Raw genomic sequence first — 23,504 nt, forward strand, 5'->3', positions numbered from 1 at the left:
CGTTTCGAGACGTGTGGTGCCGGTCTGTCAGCCCAGTTCGGGCAGGGGGCGCCGGGCGACGTCATGGGCGTCGTCCGGGGGGACGCCCAGCATGCGCAGGACCATCTCGGCCAGGTTCGAGGCGGCCTCGTCGCCGTCGAGTTCCGGGCGGGTGAACCTCAGCTCCAGGAGGGACAGCAGGGTCCCGCCCACCGCGGTCAGAGCCACGACCGGTTCCACGGCGGTGAAGCGGCGGGAGGCGATGCCGACCTGGAGGTCGCGCAGGGCCCGCCTGGACAGGCCGTTGTCGGAATGGAGATATCCGAGGCCGCGACGGCGCACCACCTGCATGAGTTCCGGGTGGGAGGCGGCCATGCGGGCGCTGAGCCTGAAGCCGGCGGCGACGAGTTCCGCCGGGTCGTCGATCCCCGTCAGGTGCTCGTCGAAGGCCTGGCCGAACTCCTCCAGGGCGTCCACGATCGCCACTTCGAACAGCTCCGTCTTGGACTCGAAGTGGTTGTAGAAGGAGCCGAAGCCGACGTCCGCGCGCTCGGCGATCATCTGGATGCTGGCGCTGGTGTCCCCGGTCTCGGCGAGGATCTGGCGGGCGGCGCGGACGAGTGCCTTGCGGGTCTCGGCGCGGCGTCGCTCGAACCGGTTGCTGGGCGGGGCTGACGTGGGCATGTGCCGAAGTCTAGCCGCCGCGTCCTGACCCACCACAGTTCTGATGGATTCCTCATTCTTCCTTCGGTCCTTCTCTTGACGATGCTTCCGTCAAAGATGATGATTTCCTCATTACGGCGATGTTGCTCGGAGGGCACCATGTCTGGAACACGCGTGGCCGCAGCTGCCGTCGCGACACCCCACCAGGACCTGCACAGCGAGCAGGGTGCCCTGCGCGGCGAGCACCCCGGCCGGTCCCGGAACCCCGTGATCAAGGTCGCCGACCTGGCCTGGCTGGAGTTCGAGAAGCCCGACCTGGACCGGGCGGAGGTCTTCGCCCGCGACTTCGGCTTCCAGGTCGCCGCCCGCACGGAACGGGAGCTGTGGCTGCGGGGCACCTTCGCCGGTTCGCCGTGCATGGTGATCCGGCACGGCCGGACCTCGCAGTTCATCGGCCCGGCGTTCCGCGCGGCCGAGCGGGCCGACCTGGACCGCCTGGCCCGGGCGACGGGCACGTCCGTGCGGGACGCCGACGTGCCGGGCGGCGGCAGGGTGGTCGATCTGCTCGACCCGTCCGGCCTCCCCGTACGGGTCGTGCACTGCGCCGAGCGGCTGCCCGAACTCCCGGGCCAGCAGCCGCTGCTGCTCAACTTCGGCACCGAGCACCGCCGTACGAACGCCACCCAGCGCCCGCCCCGCGAGCCGTCCCGGATCCAGCGGCTGGGCCATGTGGTGCTGGAGACAAGGGTGTTCGCCCGGGCCCTGGACTGGTACCTGGACACCCTCGGGATGATCGTGTCCGACTTCCTGTTCCTGGACGGGCAGCGCGGGCGCGGCCCGACGATGGCGTTCGTCCGCTGCGACCTGGGCAGCGTGCCGGCCGACCACCACACCCTCGCCATGCACCTGGGTCCCGGAACCGGCTATGTGCACTCCGCGTACCAGGTCACGGACCTGGACTCGATCGCGGCCGGCGGTGAATATCTCGACGAACGCGGTTACCGGCGCAGTTGGGGCATCGGCCGGCACATCCAGGGCAGCCAGCTCTTCGACTACTGGCGCGACCCGGACCACTTCATGCTGGAGCACTTCGCCGACGGCGACCTGTTCTCCTGCGACGTCGAACCCGGCTGGGCGCCCATGTCCACGAGCGGCCTCGCCCAGTGGGGGCCGCCGGCCACCCGGGACTTCCTCGGCGCCACGCCGTCGCCCGCCAAGCTGCGCGAGGTGCTGCACGCCCTCCGCGGCGACAACGAACTCGACCCCGCCCGCCTGCTGGGCCTGCTGAAAGCCGTGAACTCATGAGCACCAACGTCCTGCGCACCACCGACCGTTGGTGGGTGGTGCGCGGTGAGCGCGCCGTACCCGTCGACACCAAGGCGACGACCACCGCCGAGCTGCTCGCCGACCGCGCAGCCGTCGCGGAGGCCGCCGCCTCCGGCGAGCCGGGCACCCCCGTCGCCGACCTGGCCGCGCTCGCTCCGGTCACCACCCCCTGCCGTGTGGTGTGCCAGATGGTCAACTACCGCAGCCACGCCCGCGATTCGGGCTTCACCGGCGACATCCCGCCCGCCTTCTTCCGCAAGGCGTCCAGCTCGGTGAGCGGTCCGGCCGAGGCCGTAGTGCGGCCGGGGCACGTGAACTTCCTCGACTACGAGATCGAGCTGGGCCTCGTCATGGGTGCGCCGCTGCCGCTGGGCACCGTCGTCGAGGAGCGGGACCTGCCGTCGTACGTGGCCGGACTCGTGATCACCAACGACGTCAGCGCGCGGGACGTACAGCTGACCAAGACCCAGTTCTACGAGAGCAAGTCGTACCCGACCTTCACACCGACCGGGCCCTACCTGACCCTGCTGGAGCCGGCGGAGTTCGCCCGCCTCCTCGACCTGCGGCTGAAGCTGTCCGTCAACGGCGAACTGCGGCAGGACCGCACCCTGGCGGACATGATCGTCCGTCCGGCGCGGGCACTGACCCTGCTGGCCCGCTTCCAGGCCCTCGACCCCGGCGACCTGCTGCTGACCGGTACCCCCGGCGGCACCGCGCTCAAGGCCCCGCCGAAGCCGGTCGAGAAGATCGGCGCGCTGTTGCCGCCCGCCGTGAAGTGGAAGGCGTTCTTCAGGACCCAGGCGAAGAACCCGCGCTATCTGCACGCCGGTGACGTCGTCACCGCGACCATCGCCACCCCGGACGCCCGGATCGACCTGGGCGAGCAGCGCACGCCCGTGGCCGACGCGCACTGAGACGCGAAGCGAGCCGCACATGAGCGTCGAGTCCCACTCGCCAGACGTACCCGTGGTGATCGTCGGAGCCGGGCCGGTGGGGGTGACCGCCGCCCTCCTGCTGGCCCGGCGCGGGGTGCGAACCGTCGTCCTCGACCGTCACCACGACGTCTATCCGCTGCCCCGTGCCGTCGCCACCGACGACGAGGTGCGCCGCATCCTCCAGGCCGCAGGTGTCGCCGACGAGTTCACCGCCGTCGCCCGTCCGGCGCGCGGCCTCCGGCTGCTGGACGCCCGGCACCGCGTGATCGCCGAGTTCCGCCGGTCCCCGCGGGGCCACCACGGTTTCCCGCAGACCAGCATGTTCGACCAGCCCGAGCTGGAGCGGCTGCTGCGCGAGGAACTGGCCCGCCGCCCCGAGTCCGAGCTGCGCGGCGGCGTGGAGGTGACAGGCGTCGAGCAGACCGGCGACGGTCCGGTCCGGGTCACCTACCGCGACGACGAGGGCGAGCACCAGGTGCGGGCCGAGGCGGTCCTCGGCTGCGACGGTGCCAACGGGCTCACCCGCGACGCCATCGGCGCCACCTGGGAGGACCTGCACTTCGAGGAGGAGTGGACCGTCATCGACGTGACGACGAGAGCCGCCGTCCGCAGCTGGGAAGGCGTCGACCAGGTCTGCGACCCGCACCGCCCGGCCACCTTCATGCGGATCGGCGAGGACCGCTACCGCTGGGAGTTCCGGCTGGAAGAAGGAGAGGTTCTCGACGACGCGCTGCTGCGGGAACTGGTCCTGCCGTGGGTCGACATCTCCCGCGTCGACGACTTCCACGTCGTCCGGCAGGCCCAGTACACCTTCCGCGCCCGGATCGCGGACCGCTGGCGCCGCGGTCGCGTCTTCCTGCTCGGCGACGCCGCGCACCTCACCCCGCCGTTCGTCGGGCAGGGCCTGTGCTCGGGGCTGCGGGACGCCCACAACCTGAGCTGGAAGCTCGCGCGGGTACTGCGGCAAGGCGGCGACGAGCGCCTGCTGGACACCTACGAGCAGGAACGCAAGCCGCACGCCCGGCACGTCATACGCCTCGCGGTCGCCACCGGCTGGGCCATGACCGGCGGTCAGGACGGCGCCGCCGCCCTGCGCCGCGCCGCCGTCGCCACCATCTGCCGCATACCCGGAGTGACGGCCCGGGCCGGCCAGGATCTCGGCCGCCCGCTGCACGTCGGCCCGCTCGTACGCCGCAGCCGGCTCGGTGGTACCCACTGCCCGCAACCCCTGGTGACGACCGGGGACGGACAGCGGGTCCGTTTCGACGACCTGCTCGGTGACTCCTTCACCGTGCTGACCGCCGTACCACCGGCGCCCGGTGTGCGCGCGCTCACCGACGCCCTCGGCGCGCGGGTCCTCGACGTCCACGCCGTCGGCGACGACGGCACCCTCGCCGCCTGGCTGCACGCGGGGCACGCCGACGCCGTCCTGCTGCGGCCCGACCGCGTCGTCCTGGACGTGGTCCCCGCCAGAGCCGCCGGCTTCAAGTCGACCGGCGCCTGGGCGCCCCTGCTCCGCACCACCTCCGGGTCGGCCGACCAGCCCGTCCCCAACTCTTTGTCGAGGAGAGCCGCTCCATGACCACGCCGTACGCCACCCCGTTCTGGACCCCGGACCCGGAGTCCGCCGAACGCAGCCGGATCGCGGACTTCGCACGCTGGGCCGCCGGGCACCGGGGCGTCGAGGCCGACCTCTCCTCCTACACCGCCCTGCACCGCTGGTCGGTCACCGACCTGGAGGGCTTCTGGGGAGCGGTGTGGGACTACTTCGACATCGACGCCGACACCCCGTACGAGCGGGTCCTGGCCGGGGAGACCATGCCCGGCGCCCGCTGGTTCCCCGGCGCCACCCTCAACTACGCCCACCACGCCCTGCGCAACCTCGCCGACGACGGCCCGGCGATCATCGCCCTCGACGAGACCGGCTCCGGATACGGGGTGACGGGCGAGCGGCTGCGTGCCCAGGTCGCGTCCGTCGCCGCCACCCTGCGCGACCTCGGAGTGGGACAGGGCGACCGCGTGGTCGGCTACCTGCCCAACACCCCGCACGCCGTCATCGCGTTCCTGGCCGCCGCGAGCCTGGGCGCCGTGTGGTCGGTGTGCGGGCAGGACTACGCCCCCAAGGCCGCCGCCGACCGTTTCGGCCAGCTGGAACCCACCGTCCTGATCGCCGCCGACGGCTACCTCTTCAGCGCCGCGACCCACGACCGGCGCGAGGCCACCCTCGAACTCGCCCGCGCCCTGCCGACGTTGAAGGCGACGGTGCTCGTCGACCACGTCGGCCTGCCCGGCCTCTCGTCGAACTACCCGTCGCTGGTCCTCTCCTGGGAGGAGGCGGCCACCCGTACCGAGGAACTCGCCTGTACGCCGGTGCCGTTCGACCACCCCCTGTGGGTCGTCTTCTCCTCCGGCACCACCGGCCTGCCCAAGGGCATCGTGCACGGCCACGGCGGCGTCCTGGTCGAACACCTCAAGACCCTCGCCCTCCAGTCCGACCTCGGCCCCGGTGACCGCCTCCTGTGGTACACCACCACCCACTGGATGATGTGGAACCTCGTCGTCTCCACCCTCCTGACGGGCGCCACGACCTGCACCTACGACGGCAGCCCGGCCCTGCTCACCCAGCCCGACATCCTCTGGGAACTGGCAGCCCGCCACCGCGTCACCCTCTTCGGCACCAGCCCTCAATACCTGCTGGGCATGGCCAAGTTCGGCATCGACCCCGCCACCCACGACCTGTCGGCGATCCGGGCCGTCGGCTGCACCGGCTCCGCGCTGCCGGCCTCCGCCCACCCATGGGTCCGCGACCACGTCGGCGAGCGGGTCCAGCTGGTGTCCATCAGCGGCGGCACGGACGTCGTCTCCGGCTTCGCCGGCGGCGCCCCCACGCTGCCGGTATGGGCGGGCGAGCTGTCCGCGCCCTGCCTGGGCGTCGCGCTCGCCGCCTACGACGAGGAGGGCATGCCGGTGGTGGACCAGGTCGGCGAACTGGTGGTCACCCGTCCCATGCCGTCGATGCCGCTGCACTTCTGGAACGACCCCGACGGCAGCCGCTACCGCGACGCCTACTTCTCCGCCTACGACGGCGTATGGCGGCACGGCGACTGGATCACCCTCACCTCCCACGGCTCGGTGATCGTCCACGGCCGCTCCGACTCCACCCTCAACCGCAACGGCGTACGCCTGGGCAGCGCCGACGTCCACGACGTCGTCGAGCGGCTTCCGGAGATCACGGAGGCGCTGGTCATCGGCGCGGAGGAGCCCGACGGCGGCTACTGGATGCCCCTGTTCGTGGTCCTCGCGGCAGGTACGGAACTGGACGACGCCCTGCGCGAGCGCATCCGCGGGGCGATCCGCACCGGCGCCTCACCCCGCCATGTCCCCGACGAGATCATCGAAGTGCCGGCGATCCCGCACACCCGCACCGGCAAGAAGCTGGAGGTTCCGGTCAAGCGCCTGCTCCAGGGCGCCCCCGTCGAGCAGGTCGTCGACCCGGCCACCGTGGACCACCCCGACCTGATCGGCCTCTACGCCCGCCTGGGTGCCGACCGTCGCCGGCAGCGGCGCGGCTGACAGCGGGCAGCCTGCCGGGCCGCCGGTCCGGGCGGCGAGCGGCTGCGAGGCGGGAGCGGAGCGGCGTAACGTCCTTGGTGTGGAGTTCACCGTGGACTCACTGGTGTCCCGTGCCGCACACGAACTCGGTCGGCGAGCGGACCGGCTGATCGAGGACGTCGAGACCTGCCTACGGCGGGAGCTTCCCGAGCTCTGGGAAGACCCGGACATCGCTCGGATGACGTCGGAGAACGTCGCCGAGCACGTCGTCGCCGGACTGGTCGGACTCGAGTACGGGATCCAGCCGAGCCAGGTCGAACCGCCGCCCGCGGATGTGGAGCGTGCCCGGCGGCTCGCCCGCCGCGGGAAACCGGTCACCTCGCTCCTGCGGGCCTTCCGGCTCGGGCAGGGCATGCTCCTCGACCGGCTGATCGAGGAGATGCAGCGGTCGACGGCCGACGCCGGCCTGATCGGTGCGGCCACCCGCAAACTGATCGCGGTCGGCACCGACTACGTGGACCGTACGTCGGAGCAGGGCGTGCTGGCGTTCCAGGAGGAGCGGGACCGCAGGGTGCAGTGGCGGCTGTCGATGGTGAACGAGGCGGGCATGCGCGTCGGAACCACCCTGGACATCGCCGACACCACCGAGGAACTGGTGGAGCTGGCCACCGAGACCTTTGCCGACCTGGTCACCGTGGACCTGCTCGACACCGCACTCCGCGGAGTCGACGCCCCGGCCGGCGGTCCGCTCGTGCTGCGCCGGCTCGCCGAGCGCCGGGCGGACGACCCGGGCGGAGAACCCGCGATCGCGACGCAGCAGCTCCACACCTTCCCGGCCGGGTCCCCGGCGGACCGCGCCCTGGTGACCGGGCAGCCGTCCCGGCACCACACCGGCGCGGCCGGTTCCGCGGCGCCCGGGCCCCAGGGCCACTCGTGGCTGGTCGTGCCGTTGCGCGCCCGTGGTACGACGCTGGGCGTCGCGCAGTTCTTCCGGCACCGCAACCCGGATGCGTTCGACGACGACGATCTCCTCCTGGCCCAGGAGATCGCCGCCAGGGCCGCGCTGGCCGTGGACAACGCCCGGCGCTACACACACGCTCGCGCCACCGCCCTGGCGCTGCAGCGCAGCCTGCTCCCGCGCAGCACGCCGGAGCACTCCGCCGTGGAGGTGGCGTGCCGGTACCTGGCCGCGGGCCCCGACGTGGGCGGCGACTGGTACGACGTGATCCCGTTGTCCGGGGCCAGGGTCGCGCTGGTGATCGGGGACGTGGTCGGCCACGGCATCCAGGCCGCCGCCACCATGGGCCGGCTGCGCACCGCGGTGCGCACCCTCGCCGACATCGACCTGCCCCCCGACGAACTTCTCACCCACCTCGACGACGTGGTCCTGAGACTGTCCACCGATCCGGACAGCGACGCCGACGGAGACGTCGGCGCCACCTGCCTCTACGCCGTGTACGACCCCGTCTCCGGGCTCTGCACGCTTGCTCGTGCCGGGCACGTGCTGCCCACCGTGGTTGCCCGGGACGGCTCCGTGAACGTCCTCGACCTGCCGCCCGGCCCGCCCCTGGGGCTGGGCGGACTGCCTTTCGAGGCGAGGGAGGTCGAGCTGCCCGAGGGCAGTGTCCTCGCCCTGTACACCGACGGCCTGGTGGAATCCCGTGACCACGACATCGACACGGGCCTGGGCAGGCTGCGCCGGGCCCTGGGCCGACCCGCTCCTTCCCTGGAGACCGCGTGCGACAGGGTGCTGCGTGCCCTGCTGCCGGACCGCCCCGACGACGACGCCGCGCTGCTCCTGGCCCGAACCCGGCCCCTGGCAGACCTCCACGTCGCCACCTGGGACCTGGAGGCGGAGGCCGCCGCGGTGTCCCGCGCCCGGGCCGACGTCTCCCGGCAGCTGAGCACCTGGGGACTGGACGAGCTGGACTTCACCGCGGAGCTGGTCGTCAGCGAACTGGTCACCAACGCGATCCGCTACGGCCGGCCGCCCATCCGGCTGCGCCTCATCCACGACCGCACCCTGCTGTGCGAGGTGTCCGACGACAGCAACACCACCCCCCACCTGCGCCGCGCCCGGATCTTCGACGAGGGCGGGCGTGGTCTGCTGCTCGTCGCGCAGCTGGCAGAGCACTGGGGTACCCGCCATGCCCGGCACGGCAAGACGGTCTGGGCGGAGCTGAGCGACGCCGACGCCACGGAGACCGCGGTCGCCGCCTTCGCGTAAGAGCACACGGCCATCCACAGAGCAGACGGCCATCCACCTTGACGTGTATTACGTCAAACTTGATAATTTCCTCAGCGTGTCCGAGCGGGCTCGCCGTCCCCCCCGTACTCACTGAGGCCCCCATGACCACCACCCCCCACGTGGCGACGGCGACGACACCCCCCGTCGCCACCGGCCGCGGCGGAACACGCGGCGTCCTGTTCGCGATGTGCCTGTCGCTCGTCCTGGTCGTCGCGTCCGTCTCCGCCCTCAACCTCGCCCTGCCCGACCTCGCCATCGACCTGTCGGCCTCCAACAGCGCCCTGACCTGGATCGCCGACGCCTACACGGTCGCCCTGGCCGCCCTGGTCCTGCCGCTCGGTGCGATCGGCGACCGCCTCGGACGCCGCAACGTCCTCGTCGCCGGTACGGTCGTCTTCGGCGCCGCCTCGCTCGCGGCCTCCTTCGCCGACTCCACCGGCACCCTCGTCGTCTGGCGCGCAGTCATGGGCCTGGGCGCCGCGATGATCATGCCCGGCACGCTGTCGACGATCACCGCGGCCTTCCCGCCGGAACAGCGGTCCAAGGGGGTCGCCACCTGGTCGGGCTTCGCAGCCGCCGGCGCCATCATCGGCATGCTCGCGGCAGGCGCGCTGCTGGAGAAGTTCACCTGGCGCTCGATCTTCGTCACCAGCGCCGCCGTCGCGCTGGCCGCGGCCCTGGCCGCCGTACTGCTGGCCCCCGACACCAAGGACTCCCACCCGCACCGGCCCGACGTCGCCGGAGCCGTCAGCACCGCCCTGGCCATCGGCACCCTCGTGTTCGGGATCATCGAGGGCAACGAGAAGGGATGGACGGAGCCGGTGGTGATCGGCGCCTTCGCCGTCACCGTCGTGTGCTTCGCGGCCTACGCCTGCCTCGGCCGGCGCACCGAACACCCGCTGCTCGACCCCGCGTTGTTCGGCATCCGCGGCTTCCGGGCCGGTGCCGTCACGGTCCTGGTGCAGTTCATGGCCGTCTTCGGGTTCTTCTTCGTCGGTCTGCAGTACCTGCAACTCATCCTGGACTACAGCCCGTTGAAGGCGGCGCTCGCGCTGCTTCCGGTGGCCCTGGTGGTCATGCCGGTCTCGGCGCTCACTCCGCGCCTGGTGCACCGGTTCGGCATGAAGGCGGCGATGAGTGCCGGCCTGCTCCTCCTGGGCGCCGGACTGTTCGTCATCTCCCTGCTCGACGTCGACTCGGGCTACCTGCCCTTCCTCGGCGGCCTCGTCCTGGCGGGCGTCGGCATCGGCCTGAGCGGCGCCGTCGGCACCTCGGCCATCACCGGCTCCCTCGGCCGGGGACAGCAGGGCGTCGCCTCCGCCATGAACGACACCACCCGGGAGGTCGGCTCCGCGGTCGGCATCGCCCTCATGGGCTCGATCTACGGCAGCCACTACCGCTCCGCCCTCCCCGCCGCCCCGGTCGACGCGCTCCCGTCCGACGCCGCCGAGTCCGTACGTCACTCCGCGGCGGCCGGCCTCTACGTCGCCGACCGCCTCGGCACCCAGGGCGCCGCCCTCGCCGACGGCGTCAGGTCCGCGTTCATGGAGGGCCTGTCCGCATCCCTGGTCGCGGTGTGCGTCGTCGTTCTCGCCGCGGCGGTCGGCGCCCTGCTGCGTGCGCCGAAGACACCGCCGGCGGCTGACTGACCCGCAGGCGCGCGTCCCGCGGGCACGGCATGAACACCGACGTCGGCGACGCCGCCGGACTCGGCCGGGCGCCGGCCGGGGGGCCTCCAGGCAGTCGCCGTTCTTCATCGGCGTGCGGACACGGTGGCGGCTTTGGCGTGCTCTGCGACGAGGTCGACGATCCGCGGGACCACCGGGGCGGCGAAGTCGTGCCCCATTCCCCTGATGACGTGCAGACGGGCCCCGGTGATCGCGTGCAGGGTGGCGGTGCCGCCGCTGGGGTTGACCATGCGGTCGTGGGCGCCGTGGATGACCAGGGTCGGGGCGATCACGTCGCGCAGTTCCGCCGTCCGGTCGCCGCTGACCCGGATGGCGGCGACCTGACGCGCCACCCGGGCGCGGGGATCGGGGTCGTCGACGCGGGCCAGGGAGGCGGCCACGCTCCGGCGCGTGTCCTCGGCGTCGAACGGGAAGCCCCGCGCGGCGATGTGCCGGCGCAGCGCGACCTCACGTTCCAACGCGGCCTCGGGCGTGCGGGCCGGCGGGCGGCCGAGCATCAGCATGGTCGACAGCGCCGGCTGCCCGACCCTGGGGTGTCCGGTGGTGGAGAAGATCGACGTCAGTGACGTGACCCGGTCCGGGTGCCGGGCCGCCACCGTCTGGGCGATCATGCCGCCCATCGACATGCCGACGAGGTGCGCGCGATCGATCCGCAGGTGGTTGAGCAGGCCGACGGCGTCGGCCGCCATGTCTCCGAGGTCGTACGGAGCGTCGCGCAGCCGTCCGGTCATCAGGCGGAGGGTGTGCGGCGCGGGGGCGTCGACCGTGGAGGAGCGACCGCAGTCACGGTTGTCGAACCGGACGACCCGGAAGCCCTGTTGGACCAGGCCGGACACCAACGCGTCCGGCCATGCGACGAGGTCCCATCCCAGGCCCCCCACCAGCAGCAGCGGTTCGCCGGCGGCGCCGTCGACGCGGTAGCAGAGCTGGATGTCGTTCGACAACAGGCAGTACTGGTCGGTGTCGTTCATGCGGGCACCCGCTCCGGTCGCACCGCGTTCGACGCGAAGCGGAGGTTGGGGTCGTCGACCGGACCGTGCCGGAGCAACTTGACGTCGCTCAGGTAGTCCCGCGACATCAGCCACGGGAAGCCGGGACCCTGCTTGGGCAGCCGTGACAGGGCGCGCAGGACGTAGCCGGCTTCGAAGTCCAGCAACGGCCGGGTCTCCAGGCCCGGCGGCAGCGCGGGGCGGCACGTGTCGTATCCGTGGGCGTCCATGTGCGCGAGCAGGCGGGCGAAGTGCTCGCAGAGCAGGCCGACCTTCAGCGTCCAGGACGAGTTGGTGTAGCCGATGGAGAACGCGAAGTTCGGCACCTCGGTGAGCATCATGCCCTTGAACGCGACCTTCTCGGGCAGCTGGACCGGCGCGCCGTCGACGGTCAGGCCGATGCCGCCGAACGGTTGCAGGTTCAGGCCGGTCGCGGTCACGATGATGTCGGCGTCCAGGTGTTTTCCGCTGGTGAGCAGGATGCCGTTCGGCGTGAAGGTCCTGATCGTGTCGGTCACCACCGAAGCCGTACCCGCGGAAATGGCCTTGAACAGGTCGCCGTCCGGGACCATGCACAGCCGCTGGTCCCACGGGTTGTAGCGGGGGTTGAAGTGCTCGTCGACCGGGTAGCCGGCCGGCAGCTGCTTGGCGTTCATGCGGCGGATCACCTTCCGCGCGGCCTTCGGGAAGCGCTGGCACAGACGCCAGACGGCCCGCTGCACCGATACGTTCTTCCGCCGGATGAGCGCGTGGGCCCGCTGTTCCGGGAGGATCGCGCGCAGGACGTCGGCGAGCCTGTCCTTCGCCGGAAGCGGCACGATGTAGCTGGGCGAGCGCTGCAGCATCGTCACGTGCTCCGCCCGGCCCGCGAGGGAAGGCACGATCGTGACGGCGGTCGCGCCACTGCCGATGACGACGACACGCTTGCCGGTGTGGTCGAGCTCCTCCGGCCAGTGCTGGGGATGGATCACCGTCCCGCCGGCCTGTTCGAACTGCTCGCGGCCGGGGAACTCCGGGGAGTAGCCCTGGTCGTAGCGGTAGTAGCCGGTGGCGGAGAAGATCCAGCCGCACCGGATCCGCTTCCGTTCCCCGGTTTCGGTGTGCTCGACGTCGACCGTCCACCGAGCGTCGGCAGTGCTCCAGGAGGCGGCCACGACCTTGGTGCGGAAGCGGATGCGGCGGTGGATGCCGTTCTCGGTCGCGACCTCACGCAGGTAGGCGAGGATGGCGTCGCCGGTGGCGATCGCGTCGCCCTTCCAGGGCTTGAACCCGTAGCCGAAGGTGAACAGATCCGAGTCGGACCGGATGCCGGGGTAGCGGTGCAGGTCCCAGGTGCCGCCGATGGCGTCACGTGCTTCCACGACGGCGTACGTCTTGCCCGGCAGGTCGTGCTCCAGGTGGTATGCCGCGCCGAGGCCGGAGATGCCGGCGCCGACGATCAGCACGTCCACATCGGCGTCGGGGAGTGGGGGAGGGGCGGTGCTCATGTCGCGGCTCCAGGGTTCGTTGCTGGTCGGGCTGCCATCAATGGTCTGCACGCGCGTCACTTATGGGAGGTGCCTGCATCCCATATCCGGCGGGAGCCGGTGCACAGTGCACCAGACGGTCCTAAGGTGTGCCTCGTGCCATGGCCCACACCGTCCCCCCGAGTGCGGGAGCTGATCCGTCGCGGAGCGGAGATCGCGCTCAACGCGCCGCCGGAATGGCTCGACGAGATCGACGGCGTCGCCCTCGCCGCGATGGGCCCGGTCGCCGACGACCCGGAGCTGCGCGCCATCGCGAGCCGCGGCACCCGCGCCAACCTGCACCACTGGGCGTCCGCCAACGTCCGCAACCCGGGCCTCCCCGTACCGGCCAACACCGAGGAGCCGATCGAAACAGCCCGGAACCTGGTCCGCCGCGGCTACAGCGAGGCGGGCCTCGACGCCTACCGGCTCGGACAGAACATCGCCTGGCGGCGCTGGATGCAGATCGCGTTCGAACTGACCTCGGACCCGGACGAGCTGCGCGAGATGCTCGAAGTCACCGCGCGATCGATCGCCGAGTTCGTCGACGCCACCATCGCCGCGACGATCACCCAGATCCAGAAGGAGCGCGAGCAGCTCACCCGCGGCCTCGAATCCGAACGGCGCGAGGTCGCGGCGCTGCTGCTGAACGGCGCTCCGATCAGCCGGCAGCGGGCCGAGCGCACCCTCGGCTATTCGCTGACCCAGACGCACACCGCGGCAGTCGTGTGGACCACGGCACGGGCCCCGCGGATCGCCGAACTCGAGGGCATCGCCGAGGCACTGGCGCGGCACGCCCGAGCGCGGAGCCGCCTCCACGTCGTCGCGAGCGCCGGCACCGTATGGGTGTGGCTCGGCGCCGCCGACAGCATGCTGCTGGGCGACTTCGACCACACGCTCGACCCCGCGTCAGGGGTGCAGGTGGCCATCGGCTCGACCGGTTCCGATCTGGACGGTTTCCGCGTCTCGCATCTCGACGCCGTCAGCACCCAGCAGATGATGGGCCGCCTCGACACCCCGCAGCGCGTCGCCACCTTCGCCGACGTCGAAGGCGTGCTGCTGCTGACCACGGATCCCGGCCGGGCCAACCGCTTCGTGGCCCGCACCCTCGGGCGGCTCGAAACCGCCGCACCGGCCCTGCGGGAAGCGGTCCGCGCCTACCTGCACGAGCAGTGCAACGCCTCACGCGCGGCCGTCCGCCTGTTCACGCACCGCAACACCGTCCTGCGACGTGTCGCGCGCGCCGACGAACTCCTGCCGCGCCCGTTGCACGAAGACTGCGTCAACGTGGCCATGGCCCTGGAGATCATGCACTGGCGGGGCGCGACGGCCCCGTCGCCCGACCGCTGACACATGCACAGGACGAGGGTCAGGTGCGCGGTCCGACGACCATGTCCTCGACGGCTGCACCCCTGGTCGTGCTCTCGGCGGTCTCCCGAAGCCGTGCCGGCCCCACACGGGCCGGGGAGCGGGGGGTGGTCCCGCGGACCGCGGCTCGGTAGCTCCCGGGAGTCCGGCCGACCGTGCGGGTGAAGGTATCGATGAAGGCGCTCGTCGTCGCCCATCCGCAGCGGCGGCCGGTCTCGGTGACGGTTGCGCCTTCAGCGAGCTGGATCATGGCGTGGAACACCCGGGTGGTGGTCCGCCACTGCGGGTACGTCATGCCGAATTCGGCCCGGAACAGCCGTGTCAGGGTGCGCTCGCCCACACCGGACCGCCGGGCCGGCCAGGTCACGGTGCGGGGCTCGGCGAGATCCTCGACGGCCAGGCTGCAGGCCCGTACCAGCCTGGGGTCCTGGGGGGTGGGCAGGATGAGCGGCCGGGCGTGGGAGCGCCGCAGCCTGTCGCGCAGGACCGCCTGGAGACGGTCCGACTCCGGTGGCGGCAGGTCCGGATCGCGAACCCTTAGCCGCAACCTATTGACATGACATTTACCTGACGGCATGGTTCTCGACTTAGGGACGCCTTTAAAGCGCTCTAAATCCAACCGCCGCCATCTGCGACGGCCTCCACGGCGGGGGCTTCGGCGCGACGGGGGCACGTCGTTCGGCAAGCACTCGTCCCACCAGTGAGGAACACCCATGACTGTGCGCGTAGGAGTGATCGGGGCCGGCTGGATCGGCCGGGAGCACATCCGCCGGCTCACCGAGTCCGTGACCGGCGCCCAGGTCACCGCCGTCACCGACATCGACGCGGCACGGGCCGGGGAAGCGGCGGCGCGGGTCGGTGCCCAGGCGTTCGCGAGTGGCGCCGAGCTGATCGCGGCGGACGACGTGGACGCCGTACTCGTCACGTCCTGGGGGCCCACCCATGCCGAGCACGTGCTGAACGCGATCGCCGCCGGGAAGCCGGTGTTCTGCGAGAAGCCCCTCGCCACCACCGCCGAGGACTGTCTGCGCATCGTCGAGGCGGAGACGGCGCACGGCCGCCGCCTGGTCCAGGTCGGCTTCATGCGCCGCTACGACGCCGGCTACCGCCAGATGAAGCAGGTCATCGAGTCGGGGAGGATCGGCGAGCCGCTGGTCGTGCACTGCGCGCACCGCAATCCCACCGTGCCCGAGTCGTACCACACCGACATGGCCGCGCTCGATTCGGCGGTCCACGAGATCGACGTCCTGCGCTGGCTTCTCGACGACGAGATCGTCTCGGCCCAGGTGGTCCTGCCGCGTTCCACGAGCAAGCGGTTCGGGCATCTGAAGGATCCGCAGATCATGCTCTTCGAGACCGCCAAGGGCGTCCGTATCGACCTCGAGGTCTTCGTCAACTGCCAGTACGGGTACGACATCCAGTGCGAGGCGGTGGGCGAGGAGGGGCTCGTACGGCTGCCCGACCCGGCCGCGGTCGGCGTGCGCACCGCCGGTCGGCACAGCACCGAGGTGCTGACGGACTGGGTGGGCCGCTTCGTGGACGCCTTCGACGCGGAGTTCCGCGAGTGGGTCGCGAACATCGCCACCGGCCAGGAGCCCACCGGCCCCTCGGCCTGGGACGGCTACGCCGCCACCGTCATCTCCAACGCGACGGTCGAGGCACGGCGGTCGGGCGGCATCGTCACCACGGACATGAAGCCCCGGCCCGCTTTCTACGGCGGCACCGAGTAAGGCCGGTCCTCGGCCGGCCACCTCCGGTCGGCCGCCCTGGTCGGCCCCCCTGGTCGGCCGCCCGTTCGTGAGAGCGGGCGGCCGGCCTTTGTGCTGCTCTGCCCTGTGCTGTTTTGCGGGTTCACACGCAGAGACGCGGCGAGCGGGGGCCGACCCCTGCTCGCCGCGTGCGGACGGACGTGGTGTGAGGCACGGCTCTCGAACCGTGCCTCACACCCTCAGACCTCGGCGTCGGCCTGGAGTTGCTCCAGTTCGGCTTCGAGCTCCGCCATGGCCTCGCCGCCGGCCATGAGGTCGGTGATCTGTTCGCGGGTGCGCTCGCCCTTGCGGAAGTCGTCGGCCTTCTGGCCGCGGATGAGGACGGCGAAGTGGTCGCCGACCATCATGGCGTGGCGGACGTTGTGGGTGACGAGGATGACCGCGACGCCCTTGGCACGCGCCTGCATGACGATCCGCAGGACGTGCGCGGCCTCCTTCACGCCCAGCGCGGCCGTCGGCTCGTCGAGGATCAGCACGTTCGCGCCGAAGTACACGGCGCGGGCGATGGCCAGGGCCTGCCGCTCACCGCCGGACAGGCTGCCGACCAGGCGGTTGCCGTCGGTGACCCGCGTGATGCCCAGCGACTGCATCTCGCGGACGGCGATCTCGCCCGCCCGCTTCTTGTCGAACAGCTTGAACGGGCCGAATCCCTTGGTGGGTTCGGCACCGACGAAGAAGCAGCGGCCCACGCCCATCAGCGGGAAGGTGCCGCCGAACTGGTGCACCGTGGCGATGCCCTGGGCGCTCGCGTCGCGCGGGCTGTCGAACTCGACGGGCCTGCCGTCGACCTCGATGGTCCCGGAGGTCGGCTTGTGGAAGCCGGAGAGGATCTTGATGAGGGTCGACTTGCCGGCGCCGTTGTCGCCGAGCAGGCACAGCACTTTGCCGGCCTCGACTTCGAGGGAGATGTCCTGCAACGCGTGCGTGCCGAGGAACGACTTGTCGACGTCGGTCAGGCGCAGAAGCGGGGTCGTCATGATCGGGCCTTCTTCGCGGCGCGGGGCTTGTAGGACAGGGCGAGGCGGCGGAACGTGTTGTTCATCAGGACGGCGGCGAGGATGAGGATGCCGAGGATGAGGCTGGCCCAGTCGGAGTTCCAACCGGTGTAGTAGATGCCCTGGTTGACGATCGCGAACGTCAGCGTGCCGAGCGCGACGCCGAACACCGAGCCGTATCCACCGGTCAACAGCACACCCCCGACCACCACGGCGATGATGGAGTTGAAGACGAAGGACTGGCCGTTGGCGACCTGAGCGCCGTTGTAGAGGATGGTCTGGATCACGCCGACGAGTGCGGCGCCGAAGCCGGACGCCATGTACAGGGCGATCTTGACGCGGTCGACGGGGATGCCGGTGGCGCGGGCGGACTCCTTGTCGCCGCCGATGGCGAAGATCCAGTTGCCGTACTTCATCAGCTGGAGCAGCACCGTGACCACGGCGGCGATGCCCAGCCACCAGAAGATCGCGACCTCGAACTGCCCGGCGACGAGCGTGCCGAACAGCGCCTTCGACAGCGGGTCGGGGTTGATCGGAACGCTGGTGGTACCGGTCGTCACCCGGGACAGGCCCAGAGTCAGGCCCGCCATGCCCGAGAGCGTGGCCAGCGTGATGACGAGGGAGGGCACGTTGGTGCGGGTGACCAGGATTCCGTTGAGGAGACCGACCAGCACGCCGAGTCCGAGCGCGAGGAGGATGCCCACGATCATCGGGGCGCCCCAGTGGCCGGAGACGATGGCCAGCGTCATCGAGCTGCCGGCGAGCACCGAGCCGACGGACACGTCGAGTTCGCCGGCGATCATCAGCAGTCCGACCGGGATGGCGATGATGCCGAGTTCGGCGGCGATGTTCAGCCAGCTGGCCGCGCCCGCGGGGGCGAGGAACTTCTCCCCGCCGAAGACCGCGAAGAAGACGAAGACGGTGATCGTTCCGATGAGCGCGCCCGCCTCGGGACGGTGCCGCAACTGCCCCAGCACGCTCTCGGACTGCTTCGGTGGGGCGACGGCGGGCTCTTTCGCGGCCGTCGTGTCAGGAAGTGAGGTTGTCATCGGAAGAAGTCACCTTCGGGAATCCGGTTGTGCTGCGAGGCAGGTTCGGGGGAGGGGCGGGGTGCCGGGCCCGGGGAGAGGCCCGGCACCAGTGGGTGGGTCAGCGGACACCCGCCTCGGCGCCTGCGATCGCCTTGTCCACGTTGTCCTTGGTGACCAGCAGCGGGCCGGTCAGGATCGGGTTCTGGGGCGGGAGGACGCCGTAGGACAGGTACTGGCTGGCCATCGACACGACGTAGAAGCCCTGGAGATAGGGCTGTTGGTCGATGGCGAACAGCTGGGTGCCGGCCTTGATCCGGTCGAGCTGGCTCTGCGAGAGGTCGAAGGTGCCCAGCTGCACCTTGCTGCCGACGTTGGCCTGCTTGATCGCGGACGCCGCGCTGTCGGCGTCGCCGACGCCGATCGTGACCACCGCGTCGATGCTGCCGTCCTTCAGCAGCGCGCCCTTGATGGCCTGGGTGACGGCGGACGGGTTGCCGAAGTTGGAGGAGGGCAGGGGCAGTTGCTTCGACGAGGAGCCCTTGCTGGTCGCGCCGTCCTTGATGCCCTTGCAGCGGGCCTCCTGGTTGGCGGAGCCGGGCACGGTGTTGACGCAGAGGATGTTCTTGGCGCCCTCCTCGGCGAACTTCACACCGCCGGCCTTGCCCGCCTCGTAGTCGTCCGAGCCGACGTACTTCACGGCACCGACCTTGTTCGCCGCGGCGACGCCGCCGGAGTTGTAGGTGAACACCGTGATGCCCCTGGCGATGGCCTGCTTGATCGCGGAGTCCTGGTTCTCGGGCACCCAGTCCGGTACGAGGATCGCGCTCGGGTTCTGCGAGACGGCCGTGAGCGTCAGCTTCGCGACGTCCGGGCCGAGGTTGTCGTAGGTGGCCGGGCCGAGGTAGGTGACGCTGCCGCCGCGGGCCTTGACCAGCTTCGCGGCGTCGTCGACACCGCGCTTGACCGTCGACCAGAACGGGTCGTCCGACTTGCCGCCGATCACGACGAGAGAGACCTTGCCGCTCTTGGCGGTGGACGTCGTACCGCCGCCCGAGGCCGCCGTCGCCTGGGCGGCGTCGCTCCCGGTGGCCTTGCCGCTGGCGCACCCGGTCAGCGCGGTGGCCGCCAGGGCGAGCAGGCTCACTGCGGTCAGACCACTTCTGGAGAGACGACGGCCGGAGGGCCGCCTGGTCTGCGTGAGTTCCATGTGCGGGGGTGCTCCTTCGTGTGGTGCCGGGCGGTGCGAGAGCGGGGCCGGGCAAGGCAGGGCTCGGAGGGGTCCCGGTGTGCGAAGCGGCTCGCACGCGGACCCGGGGAAGACCGGCACGTTCGCGGTACCTGGTGTTTTGCCTGGTCGGGCCGGACACGCCGGCAGTCAGTGCAAACGGCTCGTCGCGGGACGGGTGACGGATCCGCGATGCTTTAAATCGCTTTAAGCGGTGGCCAGAGCATGCTGGTGTTTCAGGCACGTGTCAAGGCTCTGCTCACACATGCGCGCTGTCCCGTGATCCGGCCGGGAAAAGCTGTATTTGCCACATATTTCCGCCCCGGGTACTCGCGGCGCACGACTGCGAGGCCTGCCGCATGCCGTTTTGGGTGGAGCGGTCCGGCGAGGTCAGCGGGGCTGCGCCGTCGTCCCGCGGACGACGAGCGAGGGGGCGAGGACGATCTCGCGCGGCTCGGTGCGTCCGTGGTCGAGGCGCTCGACGGCGGCTCGGACGGCGTGGCGGGCCTGTTCCTCGGCCTCCTGGCTGACCGTGGTCAGATCGAAGCAGGTCAGCCGGGACAGCGGGCTGTCGTCGTAACCCACGACGGAGACGTCGCCGGGGACGGAGACTCCCGCCTGCCAGAGGGCGGTGAGCACGCCGATGGCGCTCCGGTCGTTGAAGGTCACCACGGCGGTCGGCAGGTCACCGCCGTGCAGCAGGAGCCGGCCTGCCTTGTTGCCCGCTTCCTCGGTGACGTCTCCGTGGAGGACCCTGATCTGCGCGTCGAGACCGTGATGGCGCATCGCGTTGCGGTATCCGCGGCGGCGGTCCGTGGCGATGGCGCCCTTGCCGCCGTCGACGTACGCGATCGACCGGTGCCCGAGGCCCACCAGATGGTCGACGATCTGGCCGACGCCGTCGTCGTCGGCGCTGCGCACGACGTCGAGACCCGCCCCGACGACGCGACGTCCCACCGAGACGACGGGGGCCTTGTGGTCGAGCTCGGCGAGGGTGGCGACAGGGGCCACCGGTCCGATGAGGACCAGTGCTTCGCAGCTGTAGGCCAGGAGCGTGTCGATCGCCGTGTTCTCGTCACGGGTCCTGGTCTGGGTGCTCAGGACGAGGTCGTAGCCGACCTCCTCGGCGGCCGTGTGCAGGTGCTCGACCAGCTCGGCCTGGAAGGCGCTGTGGATGTCGATCATGACCCCGAGCAGCCGGCTGCGCTTGCTGGCCAGGGCGCTGGCGGTGCGGTTCGGGCGGTAGCCGAGCTCGGCCGCCGCCTTCAGGACCCGCTGCCGGGTGTTCCGGCTGGGTCCCGGTACGCCGCGAAGCACCAGTGACACCGATGCCGTGGACAGGCCGACGCGCGCGGCGACGTCCTCCAGACGGGGGCGCTGTGCCGCACCGTTGCCGCGCTCGGGGACGTCGGAGCCGAACTCGTCCACGCGACCTCCAGCGGCTTCGGGGCAACACCCTTGACATCTGCCTGTGACGCCACCGATAGTACCAGGACTTAAAACGCTTTAAATGAACCCTAGGCCGCTTCGTCCGGAACGCACCCGGGATCCACGACTGCCGGTCTCCACGCTCTTAGCCACGGCGCGGCGTCGCGTCGGAGAGGAACCACGATGAGCACAAGGCCGATCGGGGTCGCGGTCATCGGAGCCGGCATGGCGGGCCGGGCCCATCTCAACGGCTACCGGCAGGCGGCGACCCTGTACGCCGAGGGCCTGCCCGAGGTCCGGCTGGTCGCCGTGGCCGACGCCCACGAGCCCTTCGCCCTGGACGCCGCCCGCCGCTACGGCTACGAGCGGGCCGAGACCGACTGGCGGGCGGTCGTCGAGGCCGACGACGTCGACGCGGTGAGCGTGGTGGTCGCCAACCACCTGCACCGCGAGATCGTCGAGGCGCTGCTCGCGGCCGGCAAGCACGTGCTGTGCGAGAAGCCGCTCGCGCCGTCCGTGGCCGACGCCGAGGCGATGGTGAAGGCCGCCGAGGGCACCGGCCTGGTGGCGGCGACCGGGTTCACCTTCCGCCGGTCGCCCGCGATCAACGCCGTACGGCAGCAGGTCCTGGAGGGCTCGCTCGGTCCGGTCCAGCACTTCAACGGGCACTACTGGTGCGACTACGGGCACAACCCGGACGCGCCCATGAGCTGGCGCTACCTCGGCCGCCCCGGTTCGGGCGCGCTGTCCGACATCGGCAGCCACCTCATCGACCTCGGCGAGTACTTCTGCGGGCCGGTGCACAGCGTGCAGGGCGCCGTGCTGTCCACCCAGGTCGCCGACCGGCCCGTGCCACTGGGCACGGCGGTGGGGCACTCGGCCGGGGTGGCGGTCGGCCAGGAGCGCGCGCGGGTCGAGAACGACGACATCGCCACCTTCACCGCGGCCTTCGCCTCCGGCGCCGTCGGCACCTTCTCCGTCTCGCGCATCGCCCGCGGGCTGGCCAACTCCCTCGGTTTCGAGGTGTTCACGAAGGGCGGCGCCGCGACCTTCGAGCTCTCCCGCCCCGCGGAGTTCACCATCGCCGACGCGGCGGCCACCGACCCGGTGGACGGCTACCGGCGCGTGGTGGTCGGCCCCGGCCACCCCTACGTCGCGGGCGGCCTGCCCATGGACTTCCCCAGTGTCGGCCACGGCCAGCACGAGTTCTTCGTCTGGCAGGCCCGCGCCTTCCTGGAGCAGATCGCCGGCCTGGACCGGCTGCCGTCCTGCCCGAACCTCGCCGACGGGCTGCACAACCTGCGCGTCATCGACGCGATCGTCGCCTCCGCCGCGGCCGGCGGTGCGGCGGTCGCCGTCCCGTGACCCGAGCCTTTCGCCCCACCTCCACTCCCGAGAAGGACCGAGGAAACACACGATGAAGCTGGGCCTCTACAACGCGATCCTGCACGACCGGCCGCTGCCCGAGGCGATCAAGGTCGTGGCCGACCTGGGCCTGACCGGCCTGGAGATCAACACCGGCGGCTTCCTCCCGCCGGTGCACGTCCCGACGTTCGACGACATCCTCGTCAGCGACACCGCCCGGGACGACTTCCTCGGCCTGTTCGAGGGCACCGGCGTCTCGATCGCCGGCCTCAACGCCAACGGCAACCCGCTGCATCCCAACCCGGTCATCGGGGAGAAGCACGCCGAGGACATCCGTCGCTCGATCCGCCTGGCCGAACGCCTCGGCCAGCACCGGCTCGTGACGATGTCCGGGCTGCCCGGCGGCGAGCCGGGTGCCTCCCGCCCGAACTGGGTCGTCAACGCGTGGAACTCCGCCGCCCTCGACGTCCTCGACCACCAGTGGAGGATCGCCGCCGACTTCTGGCGCGAGACCGACCGCCTCGCCCGCGACCACGACGTCAAGGTCGCCCTGGAACTCCACCCGCAGAACCTCGTCTTCAACTCCGCCGACGTCCACAAGCTCCTCGACCTCACCGGCGCCACCCACGTCGGCGTCGAACTGGACGCCTCCCACCTGTTCTGGCAGCAGATGGACCCGGTCGCCGTCGTCCGCCACCTCGGCGAGCTGGTCTTCCACGCCGCCGCCAAGGACGTCCGGATCAACCCCGGGCACGCGGCCCTCAACGGAGTCCTCGACAACAGCTTCCGCCGCCTGTCCCCCGACGAGCCGCGCACCAACCTCGGCGGCGACGAGTGGGCCAACGAGTGGCCGAAGAACTCCGCCTGGGACTTCGTCGCCCTCGGCAAGGGCCACGACACCGCCTACTGGACCGAGTTCCTGCGCGCCCTGCACGAGGTCGACCCCGGCATGCTCGTCAACATCGAGCACGAGGACACCGAACTCGGCCGCGTCGAGGGCGTCGAGGTCGCCGCCGGGGTGCTCAAGGCGGCCGACGCGGCACTCCAGGAGTCCCTGCGGTCGTGATCGCCTGGGCCCGGTGTCCGTACCAGGGGCGGGTCGTCCGCGTCACCGGGGCGGGGACCGGGATCGGCCGGGCGACCGCGCGCGCCTTCCCGGAACAGGGGGCGAGCGTGGCGGTGCTCGGCCGCCGCCCGGAACCGCTGCGGGATGCGGTGACCGGCTTCGACACCGAGCACGTGCAGGTCCTTCGCGCCGACGTGACGGACGCCGGCGCGCCGGAGCGTGCGGTGGCCGCGGTCGCGCCCGCCTTCACGATCTCCCGGCTCATACAACAGCGCCTCGACGCACCGGAGTTCAGGGCACGGCTCCTCGGCAGGGTCGCGCTCGGCCGGGTCGCCGAGGCGGAGGGCATCGCGTGTGCCGTGCTGTTCCTCG

Annotated in this window: 18 protein-coding genes and 1 pseudogene; 11 read left to right on the forward strand and 8 right to left on the reverse strand. The window is 71.4% G+C overall.

Going from position 1 to position 23,504, the window contains the following annotated elements; all coding sequences use genetic code 11:
- Positions 1–27: 27 nt before the first annotated feature.
- Positions 28–663, reverse strand: a complete 636-nt coding sequence (locus AB0D74_RS43700; RefSeq protein WP_362599885.1) for a TetR/AcrR family transcriptional regulator — start codon at positions 661–663, stop codon at positions 28–30.
- Between the two features lie 138 nt (positions 664–801).
- On the opposite strand from AB0D74_RS43700, the gene AB0D74_RS43705 reads away from it, so the two are divergent.
- The 6 genes from AB0D74_RS43705 to AB0D74_RS43730 all read left to right on the forward strand — a co-directional run bounded on the left by AB0D74_RS43705 (position 802) and on the right by AB0D74_RS43730 (position 10,352).
- Complete coding sequence (locus AB0D74_RS43705; RefSeq protein ID WP_362599887.1) at positions 802–1,947, forward strand: VOC family protein; 1,146 nt, start codon at positions 802–804, stop codon at positions 1,945–1,947.
- Entirely contained in the window at positions 1,944–2,882 is a 939-nt protein-coding gene (locus AB0D74_RS43710; protein ID WP_362599889.1) for a fumarylacetoacetate hydrolase family protein, read from the forward strand. Before AB0D74_RS43705 ends, AB0D74_RS43710 begins: the two co-directional genes overlap by 4 nt.
- 19 nt (positions 2,883–2,901) lie before the next feature.
- Positions 2,902–4,485, forward strand: a complete 1,584-nt coding sequence (locus AB0D74_RS43715) for a bifunctional 3-(3-hydroxy-phenyl)propionate/3-hydroxycinnamic acid hydroxylase (protein ID WP_362599891.1) — start codon at positions 2,902–2,904, stop codon at positions 4,483–4,485.
- Positions 4,482–6,476 (forward strand): acetoacetate--CoA ligase, encoded by a 1,995-nt coding sequence (locus AB0D74_RS43720; protein ID WP_362599893.1) that lies wholly within the window; start codon positions 4,482–4,484, stop codon positions 6,474–6,476. Before AB0D74_RS43715 ends, AB0D74_RS43720 begins: the two co-directional genes overlap by 4 nt.
- Before the next feature lie 79 nt (positions 6,477–6,555).
- Complete coding sequence (locus tag AB0D74_RS43725) at positions 6,556–8,682, forward strand: SpoIIE family protein phosphatase (RefSeq protein ID WP_362599895.1); 2,127 nt, start codon at positions 6,556–6,558, stop codon at positions 8,680–8,682.
- 122 nt (positions 8,683–8,804) lie between these two features.
- Positions 8,805–10,352 (forward strand): MFS transporter, encoded by a 1,548-nt coding sequence (locus tag AB0D74_RS43730; RefSeq protein ID WP_362599897.1) that lies wholly within the window; start codon positions 8,805–8,807, stop codon positions 10,350–10,352.
- A gap of 104 nt (positions 10,353–10,456) precedes the next feature.
- On the opposite strand, the gene AB0D74_RS43735 is transcribed toward AB0D74_RS43730, so the two are convergent.
- Together AB0D74_RS43735 and AB0D74_RS43740 are read right to left on the reverse strand one after the other, a co-directional pair.
- Complete coding sequence (locus AB0D74_RS43735) at positions 10,457–11,362, reverse strand: alpha/beta hydrolase (RefSeq protein ID WP_362599899.1); 906 nt, start codon at positions 11,360–11,362, stop codon at positions 10,457–10,459.
- Positions 11,359–12,867, reverse strand: a complete 1,509-nt coding sequence (locus AB0D74_RS43740) for an NAD(P)/FAD-dependent oxidoreductase (protein WP_362599901.1) — start codon at positions 12,865–12,867, stop codon at positions 11,359–11,361. Before AB0D74_RS43740 ends, AB0D74_RS43735 begins: the two co-directional genes overlap by 4 nt.
- A gap of 135 nt (positions 12,868–13,002) precedes the next feature.
- On the opposite strand from AB0D74_RS43740, the gene AB0D74_RS43745 reads away from it, so the two are divergent.
- On the forward strand, positions 13,003–14,235 hold the full coding sequence (locus AB0D74_RS43745; RefSeq protein WP_362599903.1) for a PucR family transcriptional regulator: 1,233 nt from the start codon (positions 13,003–13,005) through the stop codon (positions 14,233–14,235).
- A gap of 19 nt (positions 14,236–14,254) precedes the next feature.
- Here AB0D74_RS43745 and AB0D74_RS43750 read toward each other — a convergent pair whose 3' ends face one another.
- Entirely contained in the window at positions 14,255–14,800 is a 546-nt protein-coding gene (locus AB0D74_RS43750) for an AraC family transcriptional regulator (RefSeq protein ID WP_362599905.1), read from the reverse strand.
- Positions 14,801–14,966: 166 nt separating this feature from the next.
- Here AB0D74_RS43750 and AB0D74_RS43755 point away from each other — a divergent pair, with 166 nt between their 5' ends.
- Positions 14,967–15,983 (forward strand): Gfo/Idh/MocA family oxidoreductase, encoded by a 1,017-nt coding sequence (locus AB0D74_RS43755; RefSeq protein WP_362599907.1) that lies wholly within the window; start codon positions 14,967–14,969, stop codon positions 15,981–15,983.
- 218 nt (positions 15,984–16,201) lie between these two features.
- Here AB0D74_RS43755 and AB0D74_RS43760 read toward each other — a convergent pair whose 3' ends face one another.
- From AB0D74_RS43760 to AB0D74_RS43775, 4 genes are all read right to left on the reverse strand, one after another.
- Positions 16,202–16,999, reverse strand: coding sequence for an ATP-binding cassette domain-containing protein (locus AB0D74_RS43760; protein WP_362599909.1), 798 nt, complete (start codon positions 16,997–16,999; stop codon positions 16,202–16,204).
- Positions 16,996–18,066, reverse strand: a complete 1,071-nt coding sequence (locus tag AB0D74_RS43765; RefSeq protein WP_362599911.1) for an ABC transporter permease — start codon at positions 18,064–18,066, stop codon at positions 16,996–16,998. Before AB0D74_RS43765 ends, AB0D74_RS43760 begins: the two co-directional genes overlap by 4 nt.
- Before the next feature lie 100 nt (positions 18,067–18,166).
- A complete protein-coding gene (locus tag AB0D74_RS43770) occupies positions 18,167–19,255 on the reverse strand; it encodes a sugar ABC transporter substrate-binding protein (protein WP_362599913.1) in 1,089 nt (362 codons plus the stop codon).
- 408 nt (positions 19,256–19,663) lie between these two features.
- A complete protein-coding gene (locus tag AB0D74_RS43775) occupies positions 19,664–20,701 on the reverse strand; it encodes a LacI family DNA-binding transcriptional regulator (RefSeq protein WP_362599915.1) in 1,038 nt (345 codons plus the stop codon).
- 183 nt (positions 20,702–20,884) lie between these two features.
- On the opposite strand from AB0D74_RS43775, the gene AB0D74_RS43780 reads away from it, so the two are divergent.
- The 3 genes and pseudogenes from AB0D74_RS43780 to AB0D74_RS43790 form a co-directional block, all read left to right on the forward strand.
- A complete protein-coding gene (locus AB0D74_RS43780; RefSeq protein WP_362599917.1) occupies positions 20,885–22,066 on the forward strand; it encodes a Gfo/Idh/MocA family oxidoreductase in 1,182 nt (393 codons plus the stop codon).
- 52 nt (positions 22,067–22,118) lie between these two features.
- Positions 22,119–23,132, forward strand: coding sequence for a sugar phosphate isomerase/epimerase (locus tag AB0D74_RS43785; RefSeq protein WP_362599919.1), 1,014 nt, complete (start codon positions 22,119–22,121; stop codon positions 23,130–23,132).
- Positions 23,129–23,359, forward strand: a pseudogene (locus AB0D74_RS43790) (SDR family NAD(P)-dependent oxidoreductase); the annotation flags it as partial. The gene AB0D74_RS43785 and the pseudogene AB0D74_RS43790, both read left to right, overlap by 4 nt.
- Positions 23,360–23,504 lie beyond the last annotated feature (145 nt).

It is taken from the genome of Streptomyces sp. NPDC048278 (assembly GCF_040652195.1).
GTDB lineage: Bacteria > Actinomycetota > Actinomycetes > Streptomycetales > Streptomycetaceae > Streptomyces.